This window comes from Paenibacillus sp. FSL R7-0302, from assembly GCF_038006885.1.
Classification (GTDB): domain Bacteria; phylum Bacillota; class Bacilli; order Paenibacillales; family Paenibacillaceae; genus Paenibacillus_AQ.
Window position 1 is genome coordinate 208,480 of the sequence record NZ_JBBOWB010000001.1, and the last position, 22,787, is coordinate 231,266.

Below are 22,787 nucleotides of genomic sequence, written 5' to 3' on the forward strand. Positions count from 1 at the left end.
ATTCCCCAGGGCAGGAGAAGCTGCCGGGTTCAGTGCAGAACCTGGCAGCCAACCCGCTTAAGCCAAGTGTTAATTTATGGAAATTTATATTTGTGGTAGTTTTGCAAGCGTTCACAATGGTATATTCAGGTCTCACCTGATATGCATAAAGGCAACATATTAAGATACAAGGGGGATACACAATGAACCGCAAGAGTACCAAGACGATCTTCACACTCCTGCTGATGAGCTCGATGCTGATCGCCGGTTGTGGAGCGAACGGCAATAATGCAGCCAACAATACGACGCCTAACAACTCAGGAACTACACCAGATGCTACTGCTGCAGCAGATGATACGGCTCTAGATACCTCACCGGCTACCTTCACCTTCTTCGGAGCAGATGCCAGCCCTAACTGGAACAAGATGCAGGATGATGTCGGTAAAGCTATTACGGAAAAGACAGGCGTAACCCTTGAAGCTGAATTCGATGTAGGCAGCGGCGGCGGCGACCAGAAGATTGCGATGATGGCGGCGAGCGGCGACGTTCCTGATATTATTTTCGCTAAAGGAAGTCTGAGTACCCTGGTGGATGCCGGTCTGATCCTTGATATGACGGACCTGATTGACAAATATGGCCCCAACCTCAAGAAAGTCTACGGCGAGAATATGAACCGTCTGAAGTACAGCCTGGACGACCAGAGTATCTATCAGATTCCTACGAATATGGGTGTCGGCCAGAAATCCTTCGATGCCACAGGCGGATTTGAAATCCAGCATCGTGTACTCAAAGAGCTTGGCTATCCGAAAGTGCGGACTGTAGCTGATTTTGAAAAGGTGCTTAAGGATTATGTCGCTCTGCATCCGGAAACCGATGGACAGCCTACCATTCCGCTGACGCTGAACGCCGATGACTGGAAGATTATGATCACCGTGACGAACCCGGCCTTCACTACAACCGGCGCACCGGATGATGGTGAATATTATGTGGACCCTGAGACCTTCGAAGCGAAGCTTCACTACAAACGCGCCGAAGAAAAGGAATATTTCCGCTGGCTGAACGGTATGTACAATCAAGGCCTGCTCGACAAGGATACCTTCGTACAAAAGGATGACCAATACAAAGCGAAAGTGGCCAGCGGCCGTGTGCTTGGTCTGATCTCCCAGGAATGGGAATACTCCGACGGTGAGAATGCCCTGAAGGCTGCCGGCAAAGACGAGTACACCTATGGACACTTCCCTGTAACCCTGACCGAAGAGTATAAGGATCATTCCTTCATGCAGACCGGTATCGACGGCTACGGGATTGCAATCACTACGGCTGCCAAAGATCCTGAGCGGATCATCAAATGGCTGGACTGGATGTCCTCCGATGAAGGCCAGATCCTCAGAACCTGGGGGATTAAAGACAAGCACTATACTGTGGATGCGAATGGCAAGCGCGAGGTTCTGCCTGAGATCCGTGACGGCTTAGCCAATGATACCGCGAACACTCAAAAAACAACCGGGATCGGCCAGTACCTGATCTTCGGTGCACGGTATGGCGACGGGATGAAGGATTCAACAGACAACTACTACACCACAAGCTTCCCTGAGCAGATTGTTGCTTCGTACTCAGAAGCCGAGAAGGAATCCCTTGCCGGATATAAGGCGACTACCTGGAAGGACCTGTTCCCGAAAGAGGATGAATTCCCTGTAAAAGAAACAGGCGCCCTGTACAACCTGCCGGTTCCGACAGACGGTAAATATCAGGTCATCTTCAAAAAGACCCAGGATATCGTACGTAAACGTATCCCGGAAGCGATTCTGTCCAAACCGGCTGACTTCGATAAAGTCTATGACGCCTTCCTCGCTGAGCTGGATAAAGCCGGCGCTCAGGATATGGAAAAAGAATTCACTGAGCTGGTGAAGAAGAGAGTATCCCTGTGGACAGGCAAAAATCTGTAAATCCTAATAGGATGTAGCATGATCAAATGTACAGCAGAAGGCAGAAGGGCCCGACTTAGGTCAGGGCCTTTTGCTATATTCAGAACTTAGTACGAAAGGTGAGTAGAATATGGAAACTGAACAAAGGAACTCCGCATGGAAGCTTAGATACCGCCAGCCCGCAGCCGTCTGGGAAGAGGCGCTGCCGCTTGGGAACGGGCATATGGGAGCGATGGTATTCGGCGGAACGGGTAGAGAGCTGATCCGGCTGAATGAAGATACTTTATGGTCGGGGTTTCCCCGGGATACCAATAACTATGAAGCACTTAGGTATCTGAAGAGAACCCGGGAGTTAATCGCTGCAGGTCAGTATGGTGAGGCTGAGGATATGGTGAACGCCCATATGCTGGGGGTCAACGCCCAGGCCTATATGCCGCTCGGGGACCTGATTCTTACGCAGCCGGGCGCAAAGCATTGCACAGCCTATGAACGAGAGCTTGATCTGGATAGCGGAGTTGCCAGAGTGACCTATCAGACGGAGCAGGGCAACTTCACCCGTGAGGTGTTCATCAGCACACCAGACCAGGTCGGTGTCGTGCATCTGACAAGCGGTCAACCGGGGGGAATTCAGGTAGAGCTGGAATTGGACAGCCAATTACAGCATAGCGTCAGTCCGGGGGAGGGGAACGGGCTTGTAATGCAGGGCCGTTGCCCCTCGCATATTGCCGATAATTACCACCAGGATCATCCGCTCGCGGTGCTATATGAAGCGGGGCTTGGAGTAGCATTCGAGCTGCACCTGCGTGTACAGGTAACCGGGGGAAGTATCCGGTATTCCGCAGGCAAGCTGGTAATCAGTGGCGCGGACCGTGTGCTGCTGCTGCTGGCTGCCGGAACGGACTATGAGGAGGTGCGCTCCAGAGCAAGCCATAGGACTGCTTCGGCTGCTCAACATTTGGAAGCAGTGGTAAGCCCGGCGGAGCTATGCGCCGGCAGATTAAGTGCTGCGGCTGGTAAGACTTATGAGGAGCTGCGGAGAAGGCATACTGAGGATCACCAGGCGATCTTCCGCCGGATGGATCTGGATCTGGGCGGTCACGAGGCAGATGAGCGGCCCACTGATGAACGTCTGGCCGCATATCAGGACGGAGCGGAAGATCCGGCGCTCGAAGCGCTGCTGTTCCAATATGGCCGCTATCTGCTGATGGGCAGCTCACGGACCGGAACCCAGGCAGCGAATCTGCAGGGGATCTGGAACCCACATGTTCAGCCGCCATGGAACAGCAATTACACGACCAATATCAATACACAGATGAACTACTGGCTGGCCGAGGTCTGCAATCTCAGCGAATGCCATGAGCCGCTCTTTGAGCTGATTAAGGAGCTTAGTGAGAACGGTGCCAGAACCGCAGCTATTCATTACGGGGCGCGCGGCTGGGTAGCCCATCATAATGTGGATCTGTGGAGGACTTCCACACCGTCCGGCGGAGATGCCAGCTGGGCCTTCTGGCCAATGGGCGGGGTGTGGCTATGCCGCCACCTGTGGGAGCATTATGAATTCACTCTCGACGCTGCTTATCTGGAGGACACCGCGTATCCCCTAATGAAGGGAGCCGCTCTATTCTGCCTGGATTGGCTGGTGGAAGGACCGGAGGGCCGGCTGGTTACCAGTCCGTCTACTTCGCCGGAGAACCGGTTCATCACGGAGGATGGCAGAGCTTGCAGTATATCTATGGGTTCAGCCATGGATATGAGCCTGATCGCTGAGTTGATGCAGCACTGCCTGGAGGCTGCGCGCATTCTCGGCGTGGACGCTGAGCTTCAGGAGGAGCTGGAGCAGACGCTCGCCCGGCTGTCTCCGCTGAAGATTAGCAAGGATGGACGGGTGCAGGAATGGCTCTATGACTTCGCTGAAGCCGAGCCGGGGCACCGCCATGTCTCCCACCTGTACAGCCTGTATCCGGGCAACCGGATTAACCGGCGGGACACGCCGGAGCTGCTGGAGGCTAGCCGTTTAACGCTGGAGCAGCGGGTTGCCTCCGGTGGAGGGCATACGGGCTGGAGCTGTGCTTGGCTGATTAACCTCTACGCCCGGCTCGCAGACGGCGATGCAGCTTACGGTTATGTACGCACGCTGCTAACCCGCTCCGTTTATCCCAACCTGTTCGATGCGCATCCGCCGTTTCAGATTGACGGTAATTTCGGCGCGGCCGCCGGCATTGCAGAGATGCTGCTGCAGAGCCATTTGGGGGAGCTTACGCTGCTTCCGGCACTTCCGGGAGTCTGGAAGAACGGCCGTATCAGCGGCCTGAAGGCGCGCGGAGGGTATGAGGTGGACATCGAATGGCAGGCTGGGGTTCTGGTATCCGCGCGGATTACAGCCCGGTTCGATGGAACACTGCGCCTCGGCTATTCGCAAGAGCTGAAGCTGAAGCTTGGAGATGGGAGTGTCCAGCCGCTGAACGGTGCGATTGAGGTTACGGCTGGCGGGGTTTACTCGGTAGGGCTGTGATGATTAGGGGAATTGAAGGAAAAATGGAAAACTATAAATCTAGTGGGAAATAAACCCGATAATAAAAGGAGGTAACCTGTATAACTGAGTGATATTTATAGATGAAGTGGAAGCCAGAGTTCTAGTACAAAGTCAGATTTAAACAAGTGGATGGGGCTCTATAATGCCTGAAGGAGTACAGGAGTGGAGCTCCCCCCTTCAGATGCCATTCCCAGATCAAGATGGGAGTTGTTCATTAGGGCATTTGGCCCGGCGTAACGGACTGAGGCGCGCTTATTCCGGATGAAAGTCACCACTTGGGCAACATAACGGACCCCAGAGCGCTTATTCTTGGAATTCTACTCTTAAACCTCTCGTAGAGAGACGATAAGGTCCACTCCGTCCGTTAAACCGCAAAAAGTGACGTTTTCCTGGGAATAGAGTCCCTCAGGTCCGTTAGGAGCACACTCGTCCAGCCGGTGTAGTTCCGTTTTTCGGAGCTTCCGGGATTTAAGCCTATGCACAGAATTAAATCTGATGCTCTACTAGTGTCCGGCGGGGAGGGTGGCTATGGCGTCAACGAAGCTAGTATTTAACGAAGATGAAGTCCGGCGCCTGCAGACGAAGATCGGCCAGGTGAGCCAGGACACCAACAGGCTGTACCTTCAATTGAAGGGCCAGTCCAGCGGCTGGGGCGGCATTCCCATGGGCGATCATCTGGTCAAGGCCCAGGTTCTGATCAATGAATTAACCGTAGAAGCGGAGAAATTAGAGGATATCATCCGGGTCGCCCTGAGAGGCGTCTCGGAATTGCAGGAAGAGAATAAGCGGGAGGCGGACAAGCTGACGGGGCAATTTAATCTTTTGCTCGCGGCCTTCGGAAGTTTGGGGCTGCAACCAGCCGCCGGACGGTTCTCCATCCCCGAATTTGTGCAGCGAAGTGCGACGAACCTCATCACTTCGATTGCTGCTCTACCCAGAAAAGATGAGCTTAGCAGGGACCCGGTGGTGCAGCAGCTCAGGAATGTCATTCAGACCTCCGGCCTGCTGACCGTAGAGAGTATCGCTGCGCAAAGCAAGCTGAACGATATCTTCGCAGCGCGGAATCAGATCGCCAAGGCACAGATGGCCTTCAAGGTGTATCAGGCGTTCGGCAATCAGGCGCAGATGAAGACAGTTCATGCAAAGGCCGAAGAAGCCCGGCAGAAGCTGGCTTCTCTAGACGTAGCCAAGATCTACTATGAACCGGGCAAGGATCTAAGCGCCCATTATAAGCAACCAGCGGTTACCGCCTGTGAGCATGATCCGTCAATTACGGCGGAGAAGGTTCCCTTACTACATAACGAAGAATATTTACTGCTTTTGCGGCTGGCCATGGAGAAGACCGCCGCCGGAGCCTATGCGCGGAGTCAGCTTGCGGCGAAGCGGCAGGAAATTCAGATCGCAGCGGCTCTTAAGCAGGTTCAAGAGCAGATCGAAGCAGAGCGGCGGTTGAACGGCCCACCGCTCACGCTGCCGGACAGCACGCCAATTACCGCAGATAACAAGGAAAATGAGACTACGTGGGACTTTTATCAGGCTAAAGTCTATGTGCCAAATGAATCTCTCACCCCGATGTACACCAGTTATCTGGGGTGGCTGGAGGATACCTACGGGCTGACGAAATGGGAGAGTCGGGTTCGTCAGGCGGATACGGTGGTGCTGGCTTTTACCGAAGGCTTGGTGAAAGAGGTCGTCATGGGTGTAGCGGGCACGGCAACCTTTGCTTTCAAGCTAGTTGTGGACCCGGTCAAGACCACCACAGACATGAAGAATCAGGCGAAATATCTGATTGACCATCCTGAAGTGCTGGTGGAAGCGGCGAAGATGGCGTATCATCAATTTGATGAGGGCACCCCGGAAGAGAAGGCGAAGATGCTGGGTGCGGTCGCTTCCATCCTGGTTCCTGGACTCCAGGTCACGAAAGCCGGTAAAGTGGGTAAAGTCCTGGGCGAGGTTGAAGAGGTCGTCAGCCAAGCGGCGAAGGATGCCCTGCAAGGGATCAGGCAAAAGCTCCCGGATCTGGGTCCGGTAGTGCTGACGCCGGAAGGGTTTGTGTTTAAGATAGGAGAGATCCCAGATACTCCAGCCTTGCCGAAGACACTGGTGCAGCAGAAGTATATGGATGCGGTGGATGGTGGGGGTGGTAGGGTTGAGGGGACAAGTAAAGATAAGATATCTAATGAATTAATTGACAGTCTTTATGAGAGAACGCAAAATATCAGAAATGATATTAATAAAGAAATTGAAAAAATAAGAAATTCTGACGAATACATGAACCTTTCAAATACACAAAGAAAAAAACTTGATAGGAAACTAGATAATCTAAATTTTGGAAATGTCGCTGTAGCAGATGTAAACATTCCGGGTATTAAGAAAGAGTTTCAAGCACATAGTCAAATTCATTCCTCTGATGGCGTGGGAAGTAATGTTGGAGATTTAAGTTATGCCAAAGTAGATAAATCATTGGAAAGCTATGTCGATGATCAATTTCCACGATTTAATGACACGGAGGCAAAGATTCTTGAGGATATTGCTTCTCAAATAAAAGACCCTAATGTTAAAGGTCAAATAGATTTATTTACTGAATTAGATGCATGTCAAAGTTGCTCAAACTTAATTATGGAATTTAGACGTAAGTTCCCGAATATTCAGTTAAATGTTAATTCTAAAAGTATGAGATGAGGAGTGATAGTATGAACATTATGGGCTATGAAAGGATTAAAGATTCAGTAGTATTCGGCTTTGAGGAATATATAGATGAAGAGGGTTTAAATGTAGCACAGGCTTCAGCGAAAATTTTAGAAGAAGAATGGAGAAGAGTAAACGATAGTTCATTTACTAAAACATTATATTTTATTTCTATAGCCATTGAGAGTTTGAAATATAAAGAAATTGCTGATTTTATATATAACCAATTGGATATTTACCTAAAAAACGTTGGATTTGAAGAAAACATAGATAAAAATGACATTGAAAAGCTTTTGCAAGACATTCAAATTTGTAAAAGGTTAATTAATAGTAAAGATGAATATGAAATTAGGGAAACAAGCTTTGCTACTAAGTCAAGGGTAGAATACATCTTAGGTTTGAAGGTTGATTAAAGTTCATTCAAACAATAAACATATAACCCAAATAACAGTCCGTTACATAAATCAGGTTGATTATGGTCAGATACAACCAGATTGACCTGTTTTTTGTTATCTTCGCTTACAATGGAAGTAGTGCGGGCGTTTACCGTAGGATTGGTGAAAGAGGTCGTCATGGGCGTGACGGACAAGGTATGAATTCCCGTTCTTCAGGTTGAAGTTGTAAACATGGCATGATTGGCATTTACTATAGAGTATACGGCTGTGGCCGATGATATAGATTGCAGGAGGCGCGCGGATCATATGGGGAAAAGACAGGGATCGCTGATGAAGACGGCGGTTGGACTTATGCTTGTGTTTGCTGCTTTACCGCCTGCGACGTACTGGGGATACGAGCATGCGTATGCTGCATCGGATTCGGCGGTGGTGCAGACCACGCAAGGGATGACGCAGAAGCTGGCCGGAGCGATGAGTAACCGCAGAGAGACAATTACCTTCACTTATCAGGGCAAGACCGCCAAGCTGAAGAGTGAGATCCAGACAGCGATCAATCAGGCAATGGGGAGCGACCCGTACCTGTATTATATTATTGACAGCTATGCCTTCTCATACCGCGGAAGCACGCGGGCTGTTCATGTGACGGTTCAGGTGGAATACCGGGAGACGCTGCAGCAGACGGCCTATGTGAACAAGCAGGTGAAGGCTATTCTGCAGCAGATCTTAACACCGGGGATGAACAATCACCAGAAGGTAAAAGCGATCCACGACTGGGTCGTGCTGAATCTGGAATATGATCACTCGCACCGCAAATACACCGCTTATGAGGGACTTCAGACCGGGAGTGCGGTCTGCCAGGGCTATACCCTGCTGACCTATAAGCTGCTGCTCGGGGCGGGGATTCCGAACAGAATTGTGGAAGGGACAGCCAGGGCGGCAGACGGTGTGACCCAGTCGCATGCCTGGAATCTGGTGCTCTTGAACGGAGCATGGTATCATCTCGACACCACCTGGGATGACCCGGACCCGAGTCCGGAGGGCGGAATCAGCACGCTCTATTATATGAGGACGGATGCCCAGATGCGGCTTGACCACACTTGGACGAAGTCCTATCCGGCGGCCTCCACCAGTTATGCCCAGACCTTGACTAAGCTGGTCAATCAAGGGGGGCAGGGGGTGGAGGCTTACAAGACGCTGCAGAAGGACCTGAACTACTGGCTGTACGAGGAGAATCAGGTGGTTTCGTCGGCGGAACAGCTTAAGGAGCTTGCGAAGCAGGCGGCAGAGGCCGGACAGCAGTCGCTGCTCTTCCGCTATCGCGGAAGCGACAAACTGCTGAGGCAGGATCTGCAGGTGCTCTATGGGCTGGGACTGAATAACCTGGCCTTCAACAGTTCGCCGTTCGAGAATACAGGAGATCTTAAGGTATATGTGACCTGGAAATAAAATAGTGTCAGCTACCCCTGCGAACCAGCCAGGGTGCACTTCAGGCTTTGGTCTCCAGGAATTGGATGGTCTGAAGCTTGTTTGTTGAAGGATTGAAGCGGACCATCACGACTACGCCGAATTCCCGGCCCGCCTTGCTGCGGACCAGCAGCTTGAACTTCTCTTCTGCAAGCTTCGGCTTGATCTGGGTCCGGCCGATGTGCTTGTAATCGATGATCTCGGCGTTGTATTTCTGCTGCGTCTCCTTTACGGCGATAGTGCCCCACCGGGCATAGTCAGGTGCAGCGGAGCTCCGGCTTAACGGGCTGCTCAGGACCAGGGCTAACGTCAACAAGGCTACTGTCCATATTTTTTTCATAAAGGCCTCCTTGAGCTGGAATTACAGGTTAGCGTCCCCCGGCACCCGTGTCTTTATACGACTCCCTAGAGCACAGCTCCGGGTTTTAGTATTTTCCGTACCCGTTCTCACAGGTAATATTCATTTCGAGAAGCTGGTAAAGAGACTGCTTGGAAGTCTCCAGGTTTTTTTGCGCAGCTTCAATTTCCGTAATTTTGTCGGTGATGATCCTTTTTTGTTCATCTTTCGATATTCCCTGCTTGGAGATCATCGATTTAATATCCTGGATTGAGAATCCAACAGCTAAGCTATTCTTTATAACTTCAAGGTAAGGAATAATCTCCGGGGCATAATTCCGGTAATTATTCTCTTCTCTGAGGATGTACTCCTCCGTAATAAGGCCTATTTTCTCATAGTAGCGCAGGGTTGATATCGGAAGGTCAGCCCTTATGGCGACTTCGCTGGTTTTCATGGCAATCCCCCATTTATTGTTCTTGCTATGAAGTATACTTTATAGTTTACAATTCTCCTAGTGGTGAATATGTTCAACGTTCTACAGCACCATTACACATATATAAAGGGAGAGAAATGCACATGAATACAATGACGAAGAAATACCATACAACCAATGATTTCAATGAGATCGTCCTGGAGCGCCGTTCCGTGAAGATCTATGATCCTGAGGTGAAAATCAGCAGGGAAGAAATGACCGAGATATTGGCAGAAGCCTCCCGGGCCCCCTCAGCCATTAACATGCAGCCATGGCGGTTCCTGGTCATTGACAGCGCTGAAGGCAAAGCGAAGCTGGCGCCGCTGGCCGCCTTCAACCAGACACAAGCGTTAACCTCCTCGGCTGTGATTGCGGTATTTTATGATGCGGACAACAGTGAATATATGGATGAAATTTTCAGCAAAGCCGTGGAACTTGGATACATGCCCCGCGACGTAATGGATATGCAGCTGCAACAGATTAAGCCTTATTATGCCAACGCTGCCGCGTCTGAATTGCGGGATGTGAGTCTGATCGACTCGGGACTTATCTCCATGCAGCTGATGCTTGTAGCCCGTGCGCACGGATACGATACCAATCCGATGGCCGGGTATGACAAGGAGCATATTGCAGAAGCTTTTGGCCTGGACAAAGAACGGTTCCAGCCGGTCATGCTGATCTCGATCGGCAAAGCCGCCAAAGAGGGGTATCCATCCTACCGTCTGCCAGTCGAGACGATTACAACCTGGGCATAAACAGCAGTAGCAGGGGTTCCTCAGGAATAGAAGCAAACTTAAGCTACCGATACTCAAAAGACCGGTTTTGGCCCGTTGCTGCGGGATCAAAACCGGTCTTTTGCTGAAACGGTACCGTCCTTAGAAGGACGGCAATGCCGTTTCCACTTCTGCTGCAATGAATCAGTCCGCGTGCGTGCTCAGATCACACTTCTCCAGCGGGATAAGGCTGCTCTTGCGGAACCAGCCATAGCCCAGCCAGATCAGCAGGAACAGCGGCACGCTGACATAGGAGACCAGAATGCCGTACCAGTCGATCTTCGCACCGGTGAAAGCGCCCATGTTCTGGCCGAATACGGCTACCATACATAGAGCGAAGGCAAACAGCGGACCGAACGGGAACCATCTAGCCCGGTAAGGAAGCTCCTCCAGGGAATGGCCCTGCTTCACAAAGGCCCGGCGGAACCGGTAATGGCAGACGGCAATCCCGAGCCAGTTGATGAAGCCGCACATCCCGGATGCGTTAAGCAGCCAATTGTAGACCGCGCCGTCTCCGAAGAAGGAGGCAAGGAAGGCGAGCATGCCGACAGCGGTTGTCACGAGCAGTGCGCCTACAGGAACACCTCTGCGGTTCAGCTTGCCGAGCGCGCGTGGTGCCATTCCATCCTTGGCCATGGCGTACAGGACACGGGTGGAGGCGTACATCCCGGAGTTCCCGGCAGACAGCACGGAGCTGAGGATCACGGCATTCATGACTGAGGCGGCAATCGCCAGCCCTGCTTTGTTGAAGACGATGGTGAACGGGCTGACGCCAATATCATCAATACCGCCGCGGAGCAGGTCGGGATTCGTATAAGGAATTAGCAGGCCGATGACGGCAATCGCGAAAATATAGAAGATCAGGATGCGCCAGAACACCTGGCGGATCGCGATCGGCACGTTGCGGCGCGGATTCTCGCTCTCTCCGGCGGCGACACCGACCAGCTCTGTTCCCTGGAAGGAGAACCCGGCGGCCATGAAAACCCCGACGAAGGCGAAGAAGCCGCCATGGAACGAGCTGCCTCCGAGTTGAAAGTTGCTGAAGCCCACGGCCTTGCCGCCCAGAATCCCGAAGATCATCAGGACGCCGACCGTCAGGAAGACGACCACCGTAATAATCTTGATAATGGCGAACCAGTATTCCGACTCGCCGTACCCCCGCGCAGACAGGAAATTCAGGCCGAACATGAGCGCCAGGAAGAGCAGACTCCACAGGAACGAAGGGCTGTCCGGGAACCAGTACTTAATGATAACGGTGGCTGCTGACAGTTCGGCTGCAATGGTCACCGCCCAGTTGTACCAGAAGTTCCAACCGATAGCGAAGCCGAAGGCGGGGCTGACAAACCTTGTACCGTAGGTGCTGAAGGAACCGGAATCGGGCAGATAGGTTGCCAGCTCCCCAAGGCTGGTCATCAGAAAATAGACCATAATGCCGACGGCCGTGTAGGCGAGCAGTGCTCCGCCCGGACCGGAGGAGGCGATGGCCCCGCCGCTGGCGAGGAACAATCCGGTTCCGATCGAGCCGCCGAGGGCGATCATGGTCAGATGTCTTGCTTTGAAGGATTTGCGCAGGCCCGGCGTATTGGCGTTGCCCGCCTGTACTGCCGGCCGTTTAGGCTGCTGTGCTTGCATGAATAAGACACTCCCTTTAGATTGATGGTTCTGTTCACAGGGGGAGTGCCGCTGCCTGCATGTGCCAGTGTTTTCTTCCCGGCATGCTGCACGCAAAAAAACCGCAGACGGACGCTGCGGTTTCCTGATTATAGGCTCCGCATCATACTCCCTGTTAAGATAGCGCAACACAGTGCAGCTCCCGCAGTCTCCTGGCAGGCGGCAATACACAGTGACAGTTCCGCGCCTTTCGGCAAACGGCCCCAATCGTAGCTGCGGACTAAGAGCAGCAGCTACGATTTCGGCGGATATTCCTTTGGGCGCGTATCACCGATGGCTCTTAGGCATCTCCACGCGCTTACTCTTCTTATCCGCGACCTCTACCTCATCCTAGGTATGATGAGGCTATCTTTGAACGATATGAACAACAGGAATCAGTATAATGCATACCGGCTTCTCAGGCAATGACAAAATACGGCAGGCTGGCGTCAGCTCCGCCGGCGCTCTGACATCTGCTGCCAGACGGTGCCCGCCGCTTCCTCGCCGGACAGAATCCGCTCCAGCGCCATCTTGGCCTGCAGCCCCACCTCGAATTCGGGGTCTTCGGCAGCAACGCTCAGCGCGTCCTGGGCCTCGGCTGTCCCGACTTCATACAGGAAGCGTGCCGCCCGCCAGCGCACCAGCTTGCTGGCATCACTGAGCGACGCCGTCATCACCGGCGTCGCCGCCGGGTCGCCGATGTCGGAGAGCGTGTCCCCGGCTGTGCGCCGCACGGCCGGGGCGCGATCCTGCATCGCCTCATAGAGCAGCTCCATCGCACCTGGCGTGCGGATGTCGCCCAGGTACACGACCGCAAGTCTGCGAATCTGCAGCTTGGGGTCGTGCAGCGCCGCCCGCAGCTCCGGCAGGAGCTGCTCGCCCGGCGCCAGATCCTCCAGCGCGGCGTAGCGCACGCGCCAATCCTCAGCTTGCAGGTCCCGCAGCAGCTCGGCCTGCTCTTTCTTATGCCGCTGCTCGACGAACTCGCCGGCAGCCCCGTGCGCGATGGCCTGCTGCACGAGGGAGTCGAGGCGTTCCTGCGGATACGCCGCCTCCAGCTCCTGCTCGACCTCGCGGGCAATCTCCGGCGGCTCGCCGTAGCGTACGCCGTAATCGCTGAGCTTGCGCTCCTTGATCATCACGGCGCTGGCCACATCGGTCACCGCCTGGGTGAAGCGGCTGGAGAGGGCGATGCGCTCCTCCTTCGCGCCGGTCTTGACGCGGATCTGGATCGGGATGCCGCGGAACATCTGCACGAACACCTGGGACTCCCCGAAGTGGGCACCGTCATTCTCATCGCCGAGACTGTATTCCGCGCTGAGGCCGTCCGCTCCGAAGCGGTTCTGGACCTCGCGCAGAATTGCAGCCCAGTCCGCGCTGCCTTTGCGCTCCAGCGCGGCGAAGTCAGCGGCATGATAAATACTGGTCACGCCCGGAATCTCCAGCATCTCCTGCGCCCAGGAAGGGGCGGAGCGCCGGGTCTCCGGGGTATACGTCCGGCGGATGCCGGGTTCAAGACTTTCGTCCAGGTGAAGCTTCATCGTATTTGGACTGGGTGTCGGTTCGATAAATGTAATCTTCATACGTCAGCTCCTCGTTTGAAGTAGTAAGCACCGTTTGCTTTACCCGCATTTTACCTCATTTGAGCAGGTGAATACAAAGGGCGGAGGCCTGAACCCGCTAAAATTTTAAATAGTTGAATTAGTTGATACAGCAACGCAAACGGAAATGTTGCACATTTTGCAATTTTGACTTCTTAAATAACCGGGGTGTTAGGGGAATGTTGCATGAAATGCAGGAATTGTCCCGCTTAGGCCTCATGGTGGAGGAGAATTGCTGACATTTATGTAACAATCCTGGATATGAGGCTGAGATTGGGAGAGAATGTTGCAATTCGTGCAGGATTTTATCGAATCCATCAGTCGAAGCAGCTGCCAAAGTCACTACTTACTCCCATATCTCTCAGCTACCGCCCGCTTAATCCGCATCATTTACCATCCTGCCTGCCAAAAGAAGCCCGGACGTTTCCCGCTCAGCCATTTGGGTACAATTTGTAATGAGCGCCCTGTAGTTTCTATGGGGTTTGCAGGTTTTGCAGGGCCCTGCAATTTTGCAAATGATTCTGCGGAACCCTATAGTTAAGATATGTGGTTTGCCGCCCGGCAACAGAAATGGCAAATCTGCTATAAGGAGTGGTTCTTGCTATGGCCAGAATACGTTATAACAATATCGACAATGTAAGCACCGATAAAACGCTTAAGGAATTCCGCCAATGGCGCGAGGAACGCCGCCGGAAGAAGAAGGATTACACCTATAAGGTGCCGAATCATCCGCCGCGGCTCGACTATCTGGCCGGGAACCGGCTGGAGACGACGATCACGTGGATCGGGCACTCGACTTTTTTTCTGCAATACGAAGGGCTTAATATTATCACCGATCCGATCTGGGCGCGGCGGCTGGGCTTCGAGAAGCGGATCGGGCAGCCGGGCATTCCGCTCGCGGATATTCCGCCCATCGATCTGATCCTGATCTCCCATTCCCACTACGATCACCTGCATATTGCGTCCATCCGCAAGCTGTACCGGGCAGGAACAACCATTGTCGTGCCTGCCGGACTTAAGCGCAAAATGCTCCGCAAAGGCTTCCCGAACTGCCGGGAAATGCAGTGGTGGCAGGAGATTACGCTGGGCGCTGTCAAGCTGACGTTTGTCCCGACCCAGCACTGGACGCGGAGAACGCCGTTCGATACGAATTCCTCGCACTGGGGCGGTTATGTGCTTCAGCCGGCAGACCCGCAGAAGCATCCGGAGGGGGAGGAGGGCAAGGCGCAGCATAAGCTGCTTCCGCCAAACCTCTATTTTGCCGGAGACAGCGGCTTCTTCCCGGGCTTCAAGGAGATCGGCAGACGCTTCAAGCTGCATGTTGCGCTGATGCCGATTGGCGCTTATGAACCTGAATGGTTCATGAACTCCCAGCATGTGAATCCCGAGGAGGCTGTGCAGGCCTTCCTTGATGTAGGGGCAGAGCTGATGATTCCGATGCACTTCGGAACCTTCAGGCTGGCCGATGATACCGCCCGCGAAGCGCTGGACCGGATGGAGCAGGCGAGGGTGGCGCAGGGGCTTGGCGAGGAGCGTATCCGTACTTTGGGCTATGGGGAGACGCTGGTCGTCCAGCCCGAGGAACGCCCGGCGGGGCAATAACCCGGAGAAGGCTTGTATTGAACACTTCTACTTAAATAAGAGCCGTAATAAGGGCCATTTTGCTTGATTTTATGCTATAATGAGCCGGAACCTATGTGAAAAGGATGGTAATGCTTAATGATTAGCACAAGCGGTATAACACTCCGCTACGGAAAACGCGCACTATTTGAGGATGTAAACATAAAATTCACACCCGGCAACTGCTACGGTCTGATTGGCGCGAACGGCGCCGGCAAATCGACCTTCCTAAAGATTCTGTCCGGAGAGATCGAAGCGAACATCGGCGATGTGCACATCACACCCGGTGAACGTCTGGCCGTACTGAAGCAGAACCATTTCGAGTATGACGAGTTCCAGGTGCTGGAGACCGTAATCATGGGTCATACCCGCCTGTATGAAATTATGAAGGAAAAGGACGCCCTGTACGCCAAGAGCGACTTCACCGAAGCGGACGGACTTCGTGCCGGTGAGCTGGAAGGCGAATTCGCGGAGCTGAACGGCTGGGACGCCGAGCCTGACGCAGCCGCCATGCTGATCGGTCTTGGCATCATGCGTGAGATGCATGACAAGAAAATGGCCGAACTCAGCGGCAACGAGAAGGTGCGGGTCCTGCTGGCCCAGGCCCTGTTCGGACGTCCGAACAACCTGCTGCTCGATGAGCCTACCAACCATTTGGATCTCGAATCGATCGGCTGGCTGGAGAATTTCCTTATGGACTACGAAGGCACCGTTATCGTGGTATCCCATGACCGTCACTTCCTGAACAAGGTCTGTACGCATATTGCGGATATCGATTTCGGCAAAATCCAGATGTATGTCGGCAACTACGACTTCTGGTATGAGTCCAGCCAATTGGCTCAGGCGCTGCAGCGCGATGCCAACAAGAAGAAGGAAGACAAGATGAAGGAGCTGCAAGCCTTCATTCAGCGCTTCTCGGCGAACGCCTCGAAATCGAAGCAGGCGACTTCCCGTAAGAAGCAGCTCGAGAAGATTACCCTGGATGACATCCGTCCGTCCAACCGTAAATATCCGTTCCTGAACTTCAAGCCGGAGCGTGAAGCCGGCAAGCAATTGCTCACGATCAGCGGCCTTACCAAGTCGGTGGACGGCGAGAAGGTGCTGGATGAAGTCAGCTTTGTAGTCAACAAAGGGGATAAAATCGCATTTGTTGGACCCTATTCCCAGCCTAAATCGCTGCTGTTCGATGTGATTATGGGCGAGAAGGAAGCGGATGCGGGTGAGTACACTTGGGGAGTGACCACAACCCAGGCGTATTTCCCTAAGGATAACTCCAGCTACTTCGACGGGGTGAACATGAACCTGGTCGAATGGCTGCGCCAATACTCCAAGGATCAGGATGAGACCTTCCTGCGCGGCTTCCTGGGCCGGATGCTCTTCGCCGGCGAAGAAGCACTGAAGAAGGCAAGCGTATTGTCCGGGGGCGAGAAGGTCCGCTGTATGCTGGCCAAGATGATGCTGAACGGAGCCAACGTGCTGGTATTCGATGAGCCTACCAACCACTTGGACCTGGAATCGATCACCGCGCTCAATAACGGCCTGATCGACTTTGACGGCACGATCCTGTTCACCTCCCATGACCATCAGTTCATCCAGACGATTGCCAACCGTATTATTGAGATTACTCCGGCTGGAATCATTGACCGTACGATGAGCTATGACGAGTATCTGGAGAACCCGGAGATCAAGGAAATGCGTGCCCGGATGTACCCTGTAGAGGCTTAAGAACTAGATATAGGCAGAATGAACAGTTATGAGTTCATATGAAAACGGCTGCGTCGTCCCCGGAGGGATTACGCAGCCGTTTATGTTCACCATAGGCAACAACCTGGAAGTCTAGGAACCGCCAGTCCGGCGGCGCTGATTGTTAGGCTTCTTGTTATTCTGGCTTTTCAGCGGCTTCGCGGAGCCGGCCTGGAAGGTTGAACCCGGTTTTCCTGAAGCATGCTGTTTCTTCTGCTCCAGCTTCTGGCGGATGGCATCAGCCAAATTAATTTTTGGTTTCTCAGTGTTCTCGCTCATTATGTTACCCCCTTAGGCAGCAAGTCCTTATTCCTTATTCTAATTGTTTTTAAATGCTGCTACAAGGGCAAGAATAACTCAAAGAAAGTTTTCCTGTAATTATGCGGCAAAGGATGGGAGGGGCGGCAGAAATGACCGATATTTATGAGGATATACGCAAGGGTGAAAAGGGTGCGATGGTCAGCATTGCTGCTTATCTGGTTCTGTCTGCCTTCAAGCTGATCTGCGGCTACTTGTTCGCTTCCAGTGCGCTCCTGGCAGACGGCTTCAATAACTTAACCGATATTGTAGCCTCGCTGGCGGTGCTGATCGGGCTGCGCATCTCGCGGAAGCCGCCGGATTCCGATCATACCTACGGACATTTCCGGGCCGAGACGGTTGCCGCGCTGATGGCTTCTTTCATTATGGCGCTGGTGGGCATCCAGGTGATAGTGGAAGCGGTACGCTCTTTGTTTGAGGGAAGCAAGGCTGTACCGCAGCTCTGGTCGGCCGGAGTGGCGCTGGTGTGTGCCGTAGCGATGATGGGGGTATATATATATAACAAGCGTCTGGCGAAGCGGATCAATAATCATGCGCTGATGGCTGCTGCTAAGGATAATTTCTCGGATGCTATCGTAAGCGTAGGTGCAGCTGTAGGGATTGTAGGGGCACAGTTCGGACTGCCGTGGATCGATTCCGCGGCTGCCATCGGAGTCGGCTTGCTGATTATCAAGACCGCCTGGGATATTTTCCGCGATTCGACGTACCGGCTGACTGACGGATTTGACGAAGACAAGCTGCTGGACCTGCGCAGCACCATTGCCCGTACACCGGGCGTAGAGGGCATCAAGGATCTGAAGGCCCGTGTACACGGCAATCATGTGCTGGTGGATGTTGTCGTAGAGGTGAATGCCCGCATGACGGTGATGGAAGGGCATGAGATCAGCGACTCTATTGAAGAACGGATGACCAAGCTGCACAACATCATGCATGTGCAAGTTCACGTGGAGCCCAAGGACTAACATTCCATGATTTCTCCTAGTTAGCTGTAATTTCCACCAAATCCAAGGAGAAATCGCGACTATAGACCTGCATGTTACCATAAGATGGAAAGGTTTTTTGTGAAATTTGGAGCATGTTCCAAATCCCGGGCCAGCCTATAATGAGGGCAGAAAGCAACAAACGTAGCGCGCGCCGTTGTTGTATTTCTTAATACGCTAAGCGGGGGAACGCTATGATCGTATCACGCAAGAAACTTACAGCATCGTTATGGGTTTCCGCATCACTGGCATTATCCTTGGGAGTGTTCAGTCCCGGGCAGGCTTACGCTGCAACGGATTCTTCGATTACAACATTGGCGGCGTCCGCTGGACAGACAGGCATTATTGAAGCTTCGGTACGGCTGCGTACAGATCCATCTACCAGCAGCACGGTACTGAAATATCTGAATAAAGGCGACCGGGTCGTTATTCTGGAAGCTGCGAACAGCTACTGGTACAAAGTAAGAACGGCAGAGGGAATTGTGGGGTATATGAGCTCGGGGGATTCCTATATCCGGGTAGTTACAGCTTCCGCACCTGCGTCCCGGACAGCGGTGATTCAGGCCACGGTCCGTGTAAGGGAGACCCCTGCAACCAGCGGTCAAGTGGTTGGATATCTCTATAAGAATGATCAGGTAACCATTCTCGAAGAGACTAACAGCTATTGGTACAAAATAAGAACGGCAAATGGGACGGTGGGTTATACAAGCTCATCCGATCAATATATTACAGCGGGTGCTTCATCGCTGCCTGCTCCAGCCACTCCAGCTCCAACACCTGTACCTGTTCAGACACCGGTGCCGGCACCGGTTCCAACACCAGCTCCGGCACCTGTACCTTCAGCCGGGCAGACTGCTGTGATTGAACGTGTGATCGCAGCGGGGATGGGTTATCTGGGAACACCGTATGAATTCGGTTCCAGCCGTAATGATACGCGTACCTTCGACTGCTCGGATTTCATCCGCCAGATCTTCATGGATGCAGCGGACTTGAAGCTGCCTGCCGATTCCCGGCAGCAAGGGGACTGGGTGAAGCAGAACAGTGGTGCAGTTACGGATGTATCCGGCTTGAAGCGGGGAGATCTGATGTTCTTCATGGATTATAAAGGAACTTCTCCCTCTGCTTATACCGGAATCAACAAATCTACGGCAAGAATTACGCATGTCGCCATGTATTTGGGTGACGGGAAGCTGCTGCATACCTATTCAGTAAGCTCCGGCGGTGTAAGAGTGGATAATCTTAGCGCTTCTTGGATGAACCGTTTCCTGTACGGAGGCTCGGTCATCCGCTAATATATACAGCTAGGACAGCAAGAAGCGACAGGCAATACAAGTTTGTGACGGGTGAACTACAAGCGGATGTATGGCGGGGTTATCCCTTCAGTAGAATCTTCTACTGAAGGGATAACCCTTTTTATATGCTTTTGTGGGGGATTTAGCATCCATTAGACGCAAAAAAAGGCCGTTTGGATTGGCGTCCACGTGCCTTGTTAGGTACATCCGTTGAGTCATAGCTGCAACATATGAGTGGAGCAGCTATGACTCCTATATGTCCAATCGCTTATGGATTGATTACGTATGCAGAGGCAGGAACCTTGATCCAGGCTTTACCCAGCCAAGTGTAGATTTCTCTCCATTCGTTGCCCATAGCGTCTTTTGTGATCACACCAGTAGTATCAACAGTCTGTGCACCCAACCAGCCAATAGCAGTTGTGCTTCCCGCAGAAAGATGGAATGCTGTGAGTTTGGTCAGAATGACCTGAGGTGTTGCTGGCTTGATGTCAGCTTGTGTAATTATCGGGTCTGCCGGGTTCAGGTAAGTCACTCCGGTTACAGTAGTTACTGCATCGGAAGAAGTGGTTTTGGTAGTTTCTGTTGTTCCTGTTACTACCTCAGCTGCGGAAGCTGTTGCTGCCAAGGAAGCCATAAGACCCATTGCTACTGTTAAACTGGCTAATTTTTTCATCGATGATTCCTCCTAGGTATGATGGTGAGATGTTCTATGTTCATGCTGTGCTAATAAGGATGTAAACATAAATTGCATTGAATGAACCAGCGGCATCAATAAATTTTATTTTTCTTGTCCGGCCTTAGCGGGGAACGCCTCATTACGAACTGAATCACGGATGACAACCTGAGCGGAAAGGCCTATACTTTTTGAAGGGGAATGAAGCCCATTTCAACACTACATAAGACTGGCGTGAACAGCAAGAGGCCCGGAGATCTCCTGACGGAGGCCTCCGGGCCTGCAGCACTGCCTGCCTGGCAGTCAGCTAACGTGGGCTTGCCTACATAGATCGTCCCCTGCGCCCCATAAAGAGTGAGACCACGAAGAGGATCAGGAAGATGTAGAACAATACTTTGGCGATGCCGACAGCCGCCGCCACAATATTGAAGAATCCGAAGATACCGGCAATCAGGGCCACTACCAGCAGAATTATTGACCATCTTAGCATGAGATGTCATCCTTTCTGTGCGTTGATGTAATCATTGTTTAAACGGGGCTTATCCATTTGAAACAGGAAGGAAAGGAAGAGGATTCCAGGGGCTTGGCCTTTGTTTCGGCCCAATTCTGTAAGGGTAACTATGCAGTATCAGACAGTGCAAACCGATAATTTAGACACTTGGAAGGGGTTATCCACAATGATCATTGAACTTAGCGTAGCACTGGCTGCTATCGCATTCGCAGTACTCGTATTCTTCTTAATCAAAACTTTGAAGTCAGCGAAGGAATCGCTCGACAAGGTCAGTCAGACTCTGCAGGAGGTTCAGAAGACGATTGATGAGCTTACCTATGAAGTCAAAACAACCGTCCGGCATGCCAATGACATCACAGCGGATGTGCAGGGTAAAATTCAGAAGATTGACCCGATCGTGGATTCCGTGAAGAATCTGGGCGATGTCATGAACGAGCTGACATTGACCGTGAAGCAGGTATCTGTAACGGTAATTGAGAAATTCCGTAAATCACGTGAACTGAAGGATAAGGCAAAATCGGTATCCATCGCAGAAGCCCCGTTAACACCGGCCGAGGAGAGAACCGTGCAATCCTATGAGGCAGTGAGTTCAAGCAAATCTAAGGGCAAGATAGCCTCAGCCCTCAAAGGCGTGGATGCAGCCGCTGCAATCTGGCAGAAATTCCGCCATTAATACAATGGAATGAAATACGGCGGGGCTCAGGACGGGGCAATACCAGCTCATGAAAGGCGGGAACCCTATGAAAATGGTTATTCTCTTGCTTAGTCTGCTTGCTCCCTTCATCTCTGCACCGCCGCAGGATGAGACTGTTTCTCCCGCTCCTAGCACCGCTGCACAGCTGCCGGTAATATTCGCCTTCGAGCATAGCGCAGTTGCCGATCTCTACATAAGCAGCTTCGACTCCTTGTCCGGTATTAGCTTATATATGTCGGAAGAGGAGCTGCGGCAGGCTAAGGGAACTCCTAAGCAGATTACTGAAGATCCTTGGGCGGGCTGCCTGGAATATCAGTATGCCGATAGCTCGGCGGGGGTATGCGGCGGTGTTGTCCTGTATGTTCATGCTTCGCCTTCCCAGGCCGGACAATACGGTCTGAGCCTCAATGGACGGGTGCTTGATCCGCAGGCCATGAACGTGCAGGATATGCTGGGAGCGCCTGATTTTGAAGCTGAGGATGGGGACGTTTATATTAGAGGAGAGGCTGCGCTCAAGATCTACCGCAATACGGAGAGCGGTGAATGGGCCGGGCTGGATTTATTCGACGCTTATTCCTTCTGAAGCTGTTTCAAGCGCGACGATTTGGGTTAATGAATGCTCAGTCATCCATCCGGTGGCTGGGCCTTTATTCATTATGAAGGAGAGTGATCTCATGGATTCAACAGGTACACAGGCTTATGCCAAGCTGCTGGAGAACGGCGTTCAGGCGATCGAAGAAGTGAATCGGCTCCGTAGCAGCGGCTACACCAGAGAGGATCTTTATGTGATCAGTCACGATGAAGACCGCGAAGGGCGTATCGTGGACGCCGCAGATACTAATGAAGTGGGGCTGAGTGAAGAAGGGCTGTTCGGTGCCATTGCCAACCTTTTCCGTTCGCGCGGCGACGCTTTACGCTTCAAGATTACTTCACTGGGCTTCAGCGCAGCGGAGGCGGCATTTTACGAGAAAGAGCTTGATACAGGCAAGGTTCTGGTCATTGCCAAAAGAAACCCACAATAATCGCGGGTCGTCTTCGCTGACCTTAATAGTACAATAGCGTAACCTCCAGTCCCACTAGATGTTAGTGGAGCTGGAGGTTACTTTGTTGAAGCCGGGACCTGCTTTATGCCAATATCT

At 52.5% G+C, this 22,787-nt stretch carries 20 protein-coding genes and 1 riboswitch; of the genes, 13 read left to right on the forward strand and 7 right to left on the reverse strand.

Annotation, left to right across the window (positions count from 1 at the left end; translation table 11 throughout):
• The first annotated feature begins 182 nt into the window (after window positions 1–182).
• The 5 genes from MKY96_RS00890 to MKY96_RS00910 all read left to right on the forward strand — a co-directional run bounded on the left by MKY96_RS00890 (window position 183) and on the right by MKY96_RS00910 (window position 8,966).
• Window positions 183–1,925, forward strand: coding sequence for an ABC transporter substrate-binding protein (locus tag MKY96_RS00890; RefSeq protein WP_340937966.1), 1,743 nt, complete (start codon window positions 183–185; stop codon window positions 1,923–1,925).
• Between the two features lie 109 nt (window positions 1,926–2,034).
• Window positions 2,035–4,416 (forward strand): glycoside hydrolase family 95 protein, encoded by a 2,382-nt coding sequence (locus tag MKY96_RS00895; RefSeq protein ID WP_340937968.1) that lies wholly within the window; start codon window positions 2,035–2,037, stop codon window positions 4,414–4,416.
• A 549-nt stretch (window positions 4,417–4,965) separates the two neighbouring features.
• Window positions 4,966–7,119: a deaminase domain-containing protein gene (locus tag MKY96_RS00900; RefSeq protein ID WP_340937969.1), complete on the forward strand. Its 2,154-nt coding sequence runs from the start codon at window positions 4,966–4,968 to the stop codon at window positions 7,117–7,119.
• A gap of 11 nt (window positions 7,120–7,130) precedes the next feature.
• Window positions 7,131–7,538 (forward strand): hypothetical protein, encoded by a 408-nt coding sequence (locus MKY96_RS00905; RefSeq protein ID WP_340937973.1) that lies wholly within the window; start codon window positions 7,131–7,133, stop codon window positions 7,536–7,538.
• 288 nt (window positions 7,539–7,826) lie between these two features.
• Window positions 7,827–8,966 carry a transglutaminase domain-containing protein gene (locus MKY96_RS00910; RefSeq protein ID WP_340937974.1) on the forward strand — a complete coding sequence of 380 codons (1,140 nt, stop codon included), beginning with the start codon at window positions 7,827–7,829 and terminating at the stop codon, window positions 8,964–8,966.
• Between the two features lie 40 nt (window positions 8,967–9,006).
• On the opposite strand, the gene MKY96_RS00915 is transcribed toward MKY96_RS00910, so the two are convergent.
• A complete protein-coding gene (locus MKY96_RS00915) occupies window positions 9,007–9,324 on the reverse strand; it encodes a DUF3889 domain-containing protein (protein WP_076080423.1) in 318 nt (105 codons plus the stop codon).
• A gap of 85 nt (window positions 9,325–9,409) precedes the next feature.
• The gene (locus MKY96_RS00920; protein ID WP_340937975.1) at window positions 9,410–9,775 is read right to left on the reverse strand and encodes a MerR family transcriptional regulator; all 366 of its coding nucleotides are present in this window, start codon (window positions 9,773–9,775) and stop codon (window positions 9,410–9,412) included.
• Between the two features lie 131 nt (window positions 9,776–9,906).
• Between MKY96_RS00920 and MKY96_RS00925 the strand changes: the two genes are divergently transcribed.
• Window positions 9,907–10,548, forward strand: coding sequence for a nitroreductase family protein (locus MKY96_RS00925; protein ID WP_445671461.1), 642 nt, complete (start codon window positions 9,907–9,909; stop codon window positions 10,546–10,548).
• Window positions 10,549–10,710: 162 nt separating this feature from the next.
• Here the strand turns inward: MKY96_RS00925 and MKY96_RS00930 are convergent, their stop codons facing one another.
• Both MKY96_RS00930 and MKY96_RS00935 read right to left on the reverse strand, forming a co-directional pair.
• Window positions 10,711–12,198, reverse strand: coding sequence for an amino acid permease (locus tag MKY96_RS00930; protein ID WP_340937979.1), 1,488 nt, complete (start codon window positions 12,196–12,198; stop codon window positions 10,711–10,713).
• A gap of 152 nt (window positions 12,199–12,350) precedes the next feature.
• Window positions 12,351–12,568, reverse strand: a riboswitch (Lysine riboswitch).
• A 97-nt stretch (window positions 12,569–12,665) separates the two neighbouring features.
• Complete coding sequence (locus MKY96_RS00935; RefSeq protein ID WP_340937981.1) at window positions 12,666–13,799, reverse strand: virulence factor; 1,134 nt, start codon at window positions 13,797–13,799, stop codon at window positions 12,666–12,668.
• Between the two features lie 621 nt (window positions 13,800–14,420).
• On the opposite strand from MKY96_RS00935, the gene MKY96_RS00940 reads away from it, so the two are divergent.
• Window positions 14,421–15,419 (forward strand): MBL fold metallo-hydrolase, encoded by a 999-nt coding sequence (locus MKY96_RS00940; RefSeq protein ID WP_339251317.1) that lies wholly within the window; start codon window positions 14,421–14,423, stop codon window positions 15,417–15,419.
• Between the two features lie 117 nt (window positions 15,420–15,536).
• Window positions 15,537–17,162 carry an ABC-F family ATP-binding cassette domain-containing protein gene (locus MKY96_RS00945; protein WP_340937982.1) on the forward strand — a complete coding sequence of 542 codons (1,626 nt, stop codon included), beginning with the start codon at window positions 15,537–15,539 and terminating at the stop codon, window positions 17,160–17,162.
• A gap of 111 nt (window positions 17,163–17,273) precedes the next feature.
• Here the strand turns inward: MKY96_RS00945 and MKY96_RS00950 are convergent, their stop codons facing one another.
• Window positions 17,274–17,459: a hypothetical protein gene (locus MKY96_RS00950; protein WP_340937983.1), complete on the reverse strand. Its 186-nt coding sequence runs from the start codon at window positions 17,457–17,459 to the stop codon at window positions 17,274–17,276.
• Window positions 17,460–17,590: 131 nt separating this feature from the next.
• On the opposite strand from MKY96_RS00950, the gene MKY96_RS00955 reads away from it, so the two are divergent.
• Complete coding sequence (locus tag MKY96_RS00955; RefSeq protein ID WP_339251314.1) at window positions 17,591–18,460, forward strand: cation diffusion facilitator family transporter; 870 nt, start codon at window positions 17,591–17,593, stop codon at window positions 18,458–18,460.
• Between the two features lie 212 nt (window positions 18,461–18,672).
• Complete coding sequence (locus MKY96_RS00960) at window positions 18,673–19,770, forward strand: C40 family peptidase (RefSeq protein ID WP_340937984.1); 1,098 nt, start codon at window positions 18,673–18,675, stop codon at window positions 19,768–19,770.
• Window positions 19,771–20,038: 268 nt separating this feature from the next.
• Here the strand turns inward: MKY96_RS00960 and MKY96_RS00965 are convergent, their stop codons facing one another.
• Both MKY96_RS00965 and MKY96_RS00970 read right to left on the reverse strand, forming a co-directional pair.
• Entirely contained in the window at window positions 20,039–20,443 is a 405-nt protein-coding gene (locus MKY96_RS00965) for a hypothetical protein (protein WP_340937986.1), read from the reverse strand.
• A 322-nt stretch (window positions 20,444–20,765) separates the two neighbouring features.
• Window positions 20,766–20,933 (reverse strand): DUF1328 domain-containing protein, encoded by a 168-nt coding sequence (locus tag MKY96_RS00970; RefSeq protein WP_036694965.1) that lies wholly within the window; start codon window positions 20,931–20,933, stop codon window positions 20,766–20,768.
• A gap of 187 nt (window positions 20,934–21,120) precedes the next feature.
• Between MKY96_RS00970 and MKY96_RS00975 the strand changes: the two genes are divergently transcribed.
• The 3 genes from MKY96_RS00975 (at window position 21,121) to MKY96_RS00985 (ending at window position 22,670) form a co-directional block, all read left to right on the forward strand.
• Window positions 21,121–21,627 (forward strand): DUF948 domain-containing protein, encoded by a 507-nt coding sequence (locus MKY96_RS00975; RefSeq protein ID WP_036730309.1) that lies wholly within the window; start codon window positions 21,121–21,123, stop codon window positions 21,625–21,627.
• A gap of 67 nt (window positions 21,628–21,694) precedes the next feature.
• A complete protein-coding gene (locus MKY96_RS00980; RefSeq protein WP_340937988.1) occupies window positions 21,695–22,231 on the forward strand; it encodes a hypothetical protein in 537 nt (178 codons plus the stop codon).
• A gap of 91 nt (window positions 22,232–22,322) precedes the next feature.
• Window positions 22,323–22,670: a general stress protein gene (locus MKY96_RS00985; protein WP_076080447.1), complete on the forward strand. Its 348-nt coding sequence runs from the start codon at window positions 22,323–22,325 to the stop codon at window positions 22,668–22,670.
• The last annotated feature ends 117 nt before the right edge of the window (window positions 22,671–22,787 follow it).